Annotated in this window: 1 protein-coding gene; it reads left to right on the forward strand. The window is 69.0% G+C overall.

All coding sequences use genetic code 11. The features are described from left to right. The first annotated feature begins 92 nt into the window (after positions 1-92). The gene (locus tag GOAMR_RS23360; RefSeq protein ID WP_005193605.1) at positions 93-11,303 is read left to right on the forward strand and encodes a non-ribosomal peptide synthetase; all 11,211 of its coding nucleotides are present in this window, start codon (positions 93-95) and stop codon (positions 11,301-11,303) included. Positions 11,304-11,466: the final 163 nt, after the last annotated feature.

Below are 11,466 nucleotides of genomic sequence, written 5' to 3' on the forward strand. Positions count from 1 at the left end.
ATATCGTCCCAAGTCGCCATCCTTGATTGCGGGCTGGGCGCAGGGCGCCTCGGGAGGTGGTGCCGTGACAGGGGATAGGGGAAGTGTCCGGGATGAACGGTAGTCGTGAGGGCGTGGTGGCCTTCTCCCGTCTGTGGGGAGAGCACGAGCCGGCGACGGTCGATCTGCTCGCGTGTGCCGCAGTTCTCGATCCCTCCGCGACGGCGTTGGCGGGAACCCCGGCCATCACCTTCGGTCAACTGCACGAACAGGTCACGGCGACCGCGGAAGTACTTGCGGCCCAGGGCCTGGACTCCGATGCGGCGGTGGGGGCCGTCCTCACGGTGGCGCTGATGCGCGACGGGGTCGGTTCCTCCGAGGTGGCCGAGCGGGTTCCCGTAGCCGTGGCCCGGGTACGGGAGGCGGCCCGGGAGGCCCTGGGTCCTGCCGATCTGGCGTCTCCGGCGGGGGTCGTGCGTACTGTTGCGGCCAGGAACGCAGACCGCGTCGCTGTCGTCGACGTCTCCGGAAGCCCGATGACCTACCGCGAACTCGACACCCGGTCGGATGCCGTCGCGGCGGGACTGCTGCGTCACGGGGCCGGTGCCGGAACGCTGGTCGGTGTGGGCGTGGCCCGTGGCGCCGACCTGATCGTGGTGCTGCTGGGGGTGCTCAAGGCGGGAGCGGGGTATGTGCCGCTCGACAGCGCCCACCCTGTCGAGCGGATCAGGATGGTGGTGCGGGACGCCGCGCCGGCTCTGGTCGTCACCGATCCCTCGGTGGCCATCGCCTGGTCCGAGGTTCTTGACCTACGGTGCGTTTCGGTCGCCGATGTGGCCGCGTCCGGCTCCGACCGGTTCGGTGAGGTGGTGCTGCCAGCGCGGATCGATCCGGGGCTGCCCGCCTATGTGATGTACACGTCGGGATCGACGGGGGTGCCCAAGGGCGTGGTGGTGACGCACGGTGACGTGCTGGCCTTCTTGAAGGCGATGGTCGGGGAGTACGACGTCACGGCCCACGATGTGTGGGCCGGGTTCACCTCCTTCGGGTTCGACGTGTCGGTTGCCGAGATGTGGTTGTCCCTGGTGTGTGGTGGACGCTTCGTGGCGGTCGGCTTCCTGACCTCACGCTCGCCCGGGGATTTTCTCGACCTGGTCAGCCGCGAGGGCGTTTCGGTTCTGAACGTGACCCCGTCGGCGTTCTACGAGATGGCGGGCTCCGTGCGCGACGGCGGTTTCCCGGCGTGTGTGCGCCTGGTGATGCTGGCCGGCGAGGCCCTGGACTTCCTTCAGGTCCGGAGGTGGTTCACCGACTGGGAGGCCGAGGGCGTCGAAGGCCCACGCCTGAACAACATGTACGGTCCCACGGAGGCGACTGTCTACGCGACCCGGCGTGCATTGACGCGGGACTTCGTCGCGGCCACCGCCGCCAGCGATGTGGGCTCGGCTTTGCCGGGAATGCGTCTGTACGTGCTGGATTCGCGGCTCGGGGTGGTGCCCGACGGGGTGCCGGGCGATGTGTACCTGGCCGGTTCGCAGGTGGCCGACGGGTACGCACATCAACAGGGGCTGACCGCTTCGCGGTTCGTCGCCGACCCGTTCGGCGAGCCCGGTGACCGCATGTATCTCACCGGCGACGTGGGGCTGCTGCGGGACGGAAGCCTGGAGTTCCTGGGCCGGTCCGATGACCAGGTGAAGCTGCGCGGCTACCGGATCGAGCTCGGTGAGGTCGAGTCGGCGTTGTCGGTGGCACCCGGCGTCGTCGCCGCGGCCGCCGCCGTGCACGTCGCTGAGGGATCTCCGGATCGGCTGGTGGGTTACGTGACGGGCGACGAACTCACCGGGGACTCGGTCCGGGAGTTCACCCGGACCCTGGTACCCGACTACATGGTGCCCGATGTCGTGATGACGCTGGCACGTTTGCCATTGACCGTCAACGGCAAGCTCGATCGTCGTGCACTGCCCGCGCCCGTCTTCGGTTCGGCGACGGAATACGTTGCGCCGCAGGGCACCGTGGAGGAGTCGGTGGCGCGGATCTGCGCACAGGTGCTCGGCGTGGAGCGGTTGAGCGTCACCGAATCGGTCTTCGATGTGGGTGGCAACTCGATGCTGGCCGCCCGGATCGTGGCGCGGGTATGTGACGAGTTCGGCATCGATCTGAACCTGCGGGACCTGTTCGAGGATCCGACAGTTCATGGTCTCGCGGTGCGAGTGGCGCGCGCGAACGCCGGATTGCCCCCGGTGGTGGCGGTGTCGCCCCGGCCGGGCCGGGTGCCGTTGTCGTTCGCGCAGGCGCGGATGTGGTTCATCAACAGGCTCGACCCGGATTCACCCGCGTACAACATCCCGCTGGTCCTGAGCGTCACCGGCCCGCTCGACACCGGTGTGCTCCGACAGGCGGTCATCGACGTCGTCGTCCGTCACGAGGTGCTTCGCACCATCTTTGTCGCGGATGCATCGGGTGCCGGCGACAGCACGCCGTACCAGGTCATCGCCGATCCGGATTCGGTGGCAGCGCAACTTGATTGGGAAGAGGTTACCGATCCGTCGGAGATCGGCGCGGCGGTGGATCGGGGATTCGACGTGTCTGCCGCCTGGCCGATCCGGATCCGGGTCCACCGCGGCGGTCCGTCCGAATTCCTGCTGGCGATCGTCGTGCACCACATCGCCGCCGACGGGCAGTCGCTCGCACCATTGATCTCAGACCTTTTGCGGGCGTACGAGTTCCGCATGGGTGGCCGGGCGCCGGACCTGGATCCGCTCCCGATCCAGATCGCGGACTACGCGATCTGGCAGCACACCGTACTCGGCGGTGCGGACGACGAGGAATCGGTGATCGGGCGTCAGCTCGGGTACTGGCGTGAACGGCTTGCCGGGGTGCCCGATGTGCTCGAACTCCCCGCTGACCGGCCGCGACCGGAGGTGGCCTCCGGTCGCGGGGACAGGATCGGATTCGAGGTTCCCGTCCCTGTCGCCCGCCGGATCGAAGCCCTCGCGCGCACCGGCGGGGTCACGCCGTTCATGGTGGTGCATGCGGCACTGGCCGTGCTGCTGGCGAGACTCACCGCGACCGCCGACATCGCCGTCGCGACGCCGGTCGCCGGGCGGGGTCAGGCGGCGCTGGACGATGTCGTGGGGATGTTCGCGAACACGCTGGTGCTGCGCACGGCCGTGGTGCCGGAGCTGACGATGAACGATCTGCTGAATCAGGTCAGGTGCACCGACCTGGACGCCTTCGCGCATGCGGAGGTGCCGTTCGAGAATGTCGTCGCGGACCTGGTGCCGCACGCGGGGCAGGCGTACGAACCACTGGCACAGGTGATGCTGTCGTTCAATCCGGTGGGTGAGCTCGGGGACGTCGACCTGCATGTGCTGGGGCTCGAATTCCGGGAGCTCGCTCCGGGAACGACGGTCGACGGTGCGGGTACGCAGACGGGAGGAATTGTCGGTCAGGTTGCCGCGCAACGTGATCTGACTGTTACGGTCGTGCCCGGGCCCGGATCGTGGCACGGTTCGATCTCGTACGCGACAGACCTGTTCGACAGGGCGACGATGGCGGCGTTCGCCGAGCGGTTCGTCCGGGTGCTCGACGCGCTCACCGCGGACCCGTCGATGGCGGTCGGCGATGCCGATATCTTCACCGAGGCAGATCGGGCGATGCTGGCCCAGGTGCCCGCCCCGGTGACAAGCACCGCGCACACCGGCTCGTCGTTGGCCGAAGTTTTCACGGATTCTGCTGCGGCGCACCCCGATTCATTGGCAGTCACGGCGGGTGCGGTGTCGCTGACCTATGCCGGGCTCGATGCCCGGTCCCGGGCGATTGCGGCCGGCCTGCGCGGTCGGGGGGTGCGGTCGGGTGATCTGGTCGGCGTCGCCACAGCCAGGTCGGTGGATCTGGTCGCCTCGATCATCGGCGTTCTGCGGGCCGGTGCGGCCTACGTGCCACTCGATCTCACCAACCCCGTCGGGCGGCTGACCCATATCGTCTCCGATTCGGGTGTCACGGTCGTGCTGACCGACGCGTCGTCGACGGGCCATCCGCTCTGGGAGTCCGTGGCCGAGGCCGTTACCGTGGTCGATGTCGATCACCTGGCAGACACCACCGATGCGCTCTGTCCGATTGTCGTGCAGCCGGATTCGCGTGCCTACGTGATCTACACGTCAGGCTCGACGGGGCTGCCGAAGGGTGTCGAGGTGACACACCGCGACGTGCTCACCCTCCTCGACGCGTCGTCCGCGGACTTCGACTGCGGGCCCGGCGACGTGTGGACGATGTTTCACTCGTACGCGTTCGACTTCTCGGTGTGGGAGCTGTGGGGCGCCCTGTTCCACGGCGGGCGCAGCGTCATCATCGACCGTGACCTGGCACGCGACCCGGATGCCTTCGTGGAGCTGCTCCTGACAGAGAGCGTGACGGTGCTCAATCAGACCCCGTCGGCGTTCTATCAGCTCATCGACGCGCGGCGGCGTGACGAACCGGACCGGGTGTGGCCGGTACGGTACATCGTCTTCGGCGGTGAGGCGCTGAGCTTCGAGCAGGTGCGTCGCTGGTTCGACCTGTTCCCCGAGGACCGCGCCCGGCTGGTGAACATGTACGGCATCACCGAGACGACGGTGCACGTGAGTTTCCGCGAACTCGACCGTGCGGTGATCTCCGCGGACGACGGTTCGTTGATAGGCAGGCCGTTGTCGTCCTTGGGAATTCACATTCTCGACGGGCGCCTGCGTCCGGTGCCCGCGGGGGTGGCCGGCGAGATGTACGTGGCCGGCGGCCAATTGGCACAGAGTTACCTCGCGCGCCCGGACCTCACCTCGACCCGGTTTGTGGCGAACCCGTTCGGCCCGGCCGGTTCGCGGCTGTACCGTACCGGTGACGTCGCCCGGCGGGTGGCCGCCGGTCCCGGTGGCGGCGACGATATCGAGTATCTGGGCCGGGCCGATGCACAGGTGCAGCTACGCGGTTTCCGGATCGAGTTCGGCGAGGTCGAGGCCGGGCTGCTCGCGGCCGACGGTGTGGTGGGTGCGGCGGCGCGAATCGTGGACATGCCGGTGATCGGGGAGCAGCTCATCGGGTACGTGGTGGCCGCGGACGGGGCCCACCCCGACGCCCGTGCCGTACGGGAGCAGGCGGCGACTCTGGTGCCCGGGTACATGGTGCCCTCGACGGTGCTGGTTGTGGAATCACTGCCGCTCACCGCGAACGGGAAGCTCGACCGAGACGCGCTGCCGATCCCTGAATTCGGTACGGCGGCAGATGGTTTCACCGCGCCGCAATCGGCTCAGGAGATCCTCGTCGCCGAGGCGTTCGCCGAGGTCCTCGGGGTGCCGAGGGTCGGTGTCACCGACTCCTTCTTCGATATCGGCGGCAACTCGCTGTCGGCGACGCGGCTCGCGTCCCGGGTCGCGGCGGCCCTCGGGGTGGGGGTCGCGATCCGCGATGTCTTCGCCGCGCCGTCGGTTCGCGAGCTGATCGAGCAGGTTGCCGACAACGAACTCGCCCCCGAGCCGGTCACCGCGCTCGCGGTGCGCCCCGACCCGATCCCGGTATCGTTCGCCCAGCAGCGGATGTGGTTCATCAACCGTTTCGACCCCGCCGCCCCCACCTACAACGTTCCGGTGATCCTGCGGATCACCGGACCGCTCGACGTCCCGTCGGTGCGCGCGGCGATCATCGATGTCATCGAACGGCACGAGGTGCTGCGCACCACGTTCCCGGCGATCGACGGCGTGCCGTGTCAACGGATCTGCCCGGCAGGGGAATTCGAGGCCCGGGATGTGTGGCGGGTCGTCGACTCCCGGCAGGCGGTACTCGACACCGTGGCAACGGGTTTCGATGTCGCCCACCAGTGGCCGATCCGTGCGTGCATCTGGCGCAAGGACACCGACGTGCATGTGCTCGCCGTCATCATCCATCACATCGCCGGTGACGGGGAGTCGCTGCACCCGCTGGTCACCGACCTCGTGTCGGCGTATACCGCACGGGCACAGGGCCGCGCACCCGAGTTCGAGCCGCTGCCGGTGCAGTTCGCCGACTTCGCGATCTGGCAGCACGACGTGCTCGGTCCGGTCACCGACGAACACTCGGTGATCGGGCGTCAGCTCAGCTACTGGCGCCGGCAACTTGACGGCCTGCCCGACGTCCTGGAACTGCCGACGACCAGGCCGCGGCCACCGGTGGCATCGATGTCCGGCGGCAGGGTCGAGTTCGTGATCCCGGCCGGGATCGGTGACCGGATCACGGCTGTCGCACGGGGTCACGGCGTCACGCCGTTCATGGTTGTGCATGCGGCGTTCGCCGTTCTCATGGCCCGGCTCAGCGCCACCACCGACATCGCCGTGTCGACACCGATCGCCGGACGCGGCCAGCGGTCGCTCGATCCGCTGGTCGGTATGTTCGTCAACACGCTCGTCCTGCGCACCGAGATCAGGCCCGCCACCCGGTTCGCCGAGTTACTCGAGCAGGTACGCCATGCCGACCTGGAGGCTTTCGCGCACGCCGATGCACCCTTCGAGACGGTGGTCGAGGCCCTGAATCCGGTGCGCTCGGAAGCATTCTCACCGCTCGCGCAGGTGATGCTGTCGTTCGATCCGGCGGCGGCGCTGGCCGATGCGGATATCTCGGTGGCCGGCCTGACGGTGGAACCGGTGCGCCCGCCGGATATTCCGGCGCAGCTCGATCTGATCACCATCGTCGCCTCCGCGGCGGCCGGATCGCCGTGGTCGTGTGCGGTCGGGTACGCCACCGACCTGTTCGACGCGGCGGCGGTCACCGACATCGCTGCACGGTTCGTCCGGGTGCTGGACGCGGTCACCGCGGACCCGGAGGCCGCCGTCGGTGATGCGGACATCCTGATCGACGCCGACCGCGTACAGCTCGCGGCGCAGGACCGGCCCTCCGCTGCCCAGATTCCGGACGGTCGTTCGCTCGTGGACGTCTTCGCGCGGACCGTCGCCGACTTCGGTGCCAGACCTGCGGTGTCGGACGAAACGGGAACGGTCCTCACCTACGCACAGCTCGATGAGTGTTCCGCTGCGGTCGCCGCGGCGCTGGTGACATCCGGTGTGCGGCAGGGAGATCTGGTGGGGATCGCCACCGCGCGTTCGGTGGATCTGGCCGTCGCGATCCTGGGTGTGCTCAAGGCCGGGGCCGGCTACGTGCCGCTGGACGTGACCAACCCAGTGGACCGGCTGGCATACCTCGTGACCGATTCGGAGGTGTCCGTGGTACTCACGGATTCCGCCGCCGCCGGGCACCCACTGTGGGACGCGGTCAACGACCGGGTGCGGTGCCTCGATATCGCGGACCTGGGCCGGCCCGCCCCCGGCGGTATTACCCTTGCGATCACGGTGCACCCCGATTCGCTGGCCTACGTCATCTACACCTCCGGCTCCACAGGGCGCCCCAAGGGGGTCGAGGTGACCCATCGGGACGTCGTGAGCCTCCTCGGCGCGGTGGCCGAGGACTTCGACTGCGGCCAGAATGACGTATGGACACTGTGTCATTCCTATGCCTTCGATTTCTCGGTATGGGAGCTGTGGGGTGCGCTGGCGACCGGTGGCACGTGCCTGATCGTCGACCGTGACACGGTGCGCGACCCCGCCCTCCTGATCGAACTGATCGCCGCGCGCGGCGTGACGGTGCTGAGCCAGACCCCGTCGGCCTTCTACCAGTTCATCGACGCCCGCAGCCGCCGCCGACCGAATACGGGGCGCGGCGCCGGCGGTGACATCGGCCTGCGCTACGTGGTGTTCGGTGGTGAGGCACTGAGTCCGCAGCGGGTGCGGCGCTGGTGGGAACTTTTCCCCGACGACCCTGCCCGCCTGATCAATATGTATGGGATCACCGAGACGACGGTGCACGTCACCTTTCGTGAGCTGACCCCGGAATCGATGCCGGACGGAGATCGCTCGCTGGTCGGCCGTCCGTTGTCGTCACTGCGCGTCCACATTCTCGACAGCAGGCTGCGGCCGGTGCCGATCGGTGTGCCGGGCGAGATCTACGTGTCCGGGGAACAACTGGCCCGGGGATACGCGGGCCGGGCGGTGATCTCGGCGGAACGCTTCGTCGCCGACCCGTTCGCCGGTGACGGCCGGCGGATGTACCGGACCGGCGACATCGCGCGCCGGGTACGCGCCGATGGCACCGGGTCCATCGATATCGAGTATCTGGGCCGCAACGACTTCCAGGTCATGCTGCGCGGCTTCCGGATCGAACTCGGCGAGATCGAGGCCGCGATGGCCTCGGCTGACGGTGTGGCCCATGCGGCCGTCGGTCTTGCCGCCGATGCCATCGTCGGATATGTGGTGCCCGCGACGGGTGCCGACGTCGATTCGGACGCGGTCATAGTCGCCACGGCGCGGCGGGTGCCGGCGTACATGGTGCCCGCCGCGATCGTCGTGCTCGATGACCTACCGCTGACCGCCAACGGCAAACTGGACCGGCGTGCGTTGCCTGTTCCCGACCTCGGCGCCCGCCACGGTGCGTACACGGCCCCACAAAGCCCTGCGGAGAGCCTGGTGGCCCAGGTTTTCGCCGAGCTTCTCGGTGTCGGGCGGGTGTCGGTCACCGACTCGTTCTTCGACCTGGGCGGAAACTCGCTGTCCGCGATGCGGCTGTCCGCGCGAGCCGGTGACGCGCTCGGGGTGACGGTGTCGGTGCGCGACGTGTTCGCCGCGCCGAGCGTGCGGGAACTGGTGGCGGCGGTGTCGGGCAACGCGTCGGCACTGCCCCCGGTCGTCCCGGCCCACCCCAGGCCCGCTCGCATCCCGTTGTCGGATGCGCAGTCGCGCATGTGGTTCGTCAACCAGTTCGATCCGGGGTCGAGCGCGTACAACATCCCGCTGGGCCTGCGGATGCGGGGACCGGTCGACCTCGAGGCGATCCGGGCGGCCTTCGTGGATGTCCTGGGCCGCCACGAAGCATTGCGGACCCGCTACCCGGTTGACGGCACCGGGCCGTATCAGGACATCATCGATGCGGAATCGGCTGCACAGCAACTGGATTGGCGGATAGTCGGCCAACGTGACCAGTTGCGCGCAGCGGCCGTGGCCGGATTCCGGGTCGAGTCCGAACTGCCTGTGCGGGTCAGGTTCTTCCGTGACGCGCAGTCCCATGAATCGGAGATCCTCGTCGTCGTCCACCACATCGCGTGTGACGGTGAATCGGTGCGGGTGCTGTTGGAGGACCTGGTGACGGCGTATGCGGCCCGGGGTGCCGGTGGTGCACCCGAGTGGGAAAGCCTGCCGGTGCAGTATGCCGATTTCACGCTGTGGCAGCGGGAGATCGTGGAGGAGAGAACCGAGCACCCGGCGCCGGGCGGCCAGCTCGGCTATTGGGTGCGGCACCTGGCGGGTATGCCGCAGGTGACCGACCTGCCGATGGACCGGCCCCGTCCCGCGGTGGCGGGCACCGAGGCCGGGGTGGTGCGGATGACGGTGCGCCCAGACATCGCCGGGGCCGTCGCCGCGTGTGCGGCCGAGCACCGGGTGACCCCGTTCATGGTGTTCCACACCGCTCTTGCGCTGACCATCGCGCGGATGACCGGCAAGTGGGATGTGGTGATCGGCACCCCCATCGCCGGCAGGGCCGACCGGGTGCTCGATCGTGTGGTCGGGATGTTCGTCAACACGCTGGTCCTGCGCACCACCTTCGACCCGTCGGACACCGTCACCGAGGTCCTCGCGGTGGCCAGGCGCACCGACCTCGACGCCTTCGCTCACGCCGAGGTGCAGTTCGACCAGTTGGTTGACACCCTCATCGAGGAGCGGCCCACGTCGTACTCACCGCTGTTCCAGATCGCCCTCACCTACACCGCAGGTGATCTGGACGTCTTCGCCGCGGCACAGGCTGTGGGAGACCTGGCCGTCGAGCCCGTGGTCGAGGACGTCATCGAGGCGAAGACCGACCTGATGCTGAGCGTGCACGAGGGCAGGGGACACACCGAGGCCGAGTTCACCTACGCGACAGCACTGTTCGACGAAGACAGAATCGTCCGGTTCGGCCGGGTGTGGGAACGCATCCTCGAATCCCTCGTCGGGAGCACCCCGGTCGCCGATCCGGCCGTCGGCGACATCGACATCCTCGGTGCCTCCGGGACCGGCGCCGGCGTGGTTGCCGCGACAGGGAACGCGGGTGGCTCCCCGTCGCGGGCCGAGGCCGCGGACGACCCGTCGACCCTTGTCGGTGTGCTGGCCGCGCGCGATCTCGACCCCACTCATCCGGCGGTGCTCGGCGACGGTGCGCTCCTCGCATATGCGGAGTTCGAGTCGCGGACCAACCGGGTGGCGCGGGCGCTGATCGGCCGGGGAATCGGTCCCGGCGATATGGTCGCCGTGGGGCTTGGCCGGACCGTCGACGCGGTGGTCGCCGCCTGGGGCGTGCTGAAATCCGGGGCGGTCTATGTGGGAGCAGCCGGCGACGAGGACCCCGCCGCATGGCCCGGGCTCAGGTTGTGGATCGGGCCGGACGGTCCGGACGCCGTCGAGCGGGCACATCTGGCCGATCTCGAAGGCGCGCAGTCGGCGGCGCCGGTCAGCGCGGCCGAACGTACCGCGCCCGTCCGTCCTGGCGACGTCGTGGCGCTGGTCCGGTCGAGGCCCGGCGCACCGTTGACGGCCATGACCCATGCGGGACTGTCGCTGATGCCGGCCGAGAACCTGAAGGTCACCGGCAGCCTCGCCACCGACCCGGATACGCGGGTGCCGGCGTTCGGGGTGCCGGGCACGATCGATGCGTTCCGGGAGATGCTCGCCGCAGTCGGCGCCGGGCACACCCTGGTGGTGGTGCCCGACGGCAGGGGGCCGATCGGTGAGCGCCTTGCCGCGACGATCGCCGCGCACGCGGTGACGGACCTGTGGACACCGCTCGCCGATCTGAAGGCGCTCGAGGCCACCGCGCTCGAGTCGGTGCGGAACCTGACGTTCACCGGCGAACCCGAGACGGCCGCGGTCTGCGGCCCCTGGAAGGCGCGCGGACGACGACTGTTCACGCTCTTCGGGCCCGCCGAGCTGTCGGGGACGGCGACCACGGCCAGGGTGCGGCCGGGTAAGGACACCGGCGTGGGCCGGGCCGTCGGCGGTGTCGTCGTCCGGATTCTCGACGGGCGCCTCGCGGCGGTGGCCGACGGCACCACGGGTGACCTGTACCTCGGCGGCGCCGGGATAGCGCTCGGTTACCTGGGCGATGCGGCGTCGACGGCCGCGGTGTTCGTCGCCGATCCCGCAGGTGAATGGGGTGATCGGATCGTCGCGACAGGTCTGCGGGCGTACCTCGATGATGCGGGCGATCTTCATATCAAGGACAAGCCCGAAAGGCTGAACGGGTGAGCATACCCACGACCGGACGGTGGCGTATTGTCGGACGGCTAATGTCATTTGGTCCGGCATTACAGCCTTGGCGGTCCTCAACCGGACGTGGTTGTCCGTGAATCGGTACAGGTACGGCCCGATGGCCGTGCGGCAGACGGAGGGCGCCGTGCCGGGTACAGGC

This window comes from Gordonia amarae NBRC 15530 (assembly GCF_000241345.1).
GTDB classification, from domain to species: Bacteria; Actinomycetota; Actinomycetes; order Mycobacteriales; family Mycobacteriaceae; genus Gordonia; species Gordonia amarae.

Coding starts and splice junctions, on each gene's coding strand:
- GOAMR_RS23360 (WP_005193605.1), top strand. CDS start 93: ATGAACGGTAGTCGTGAGGGCGTGGTGGCCTTCTCCCGTCTGTGGGGA.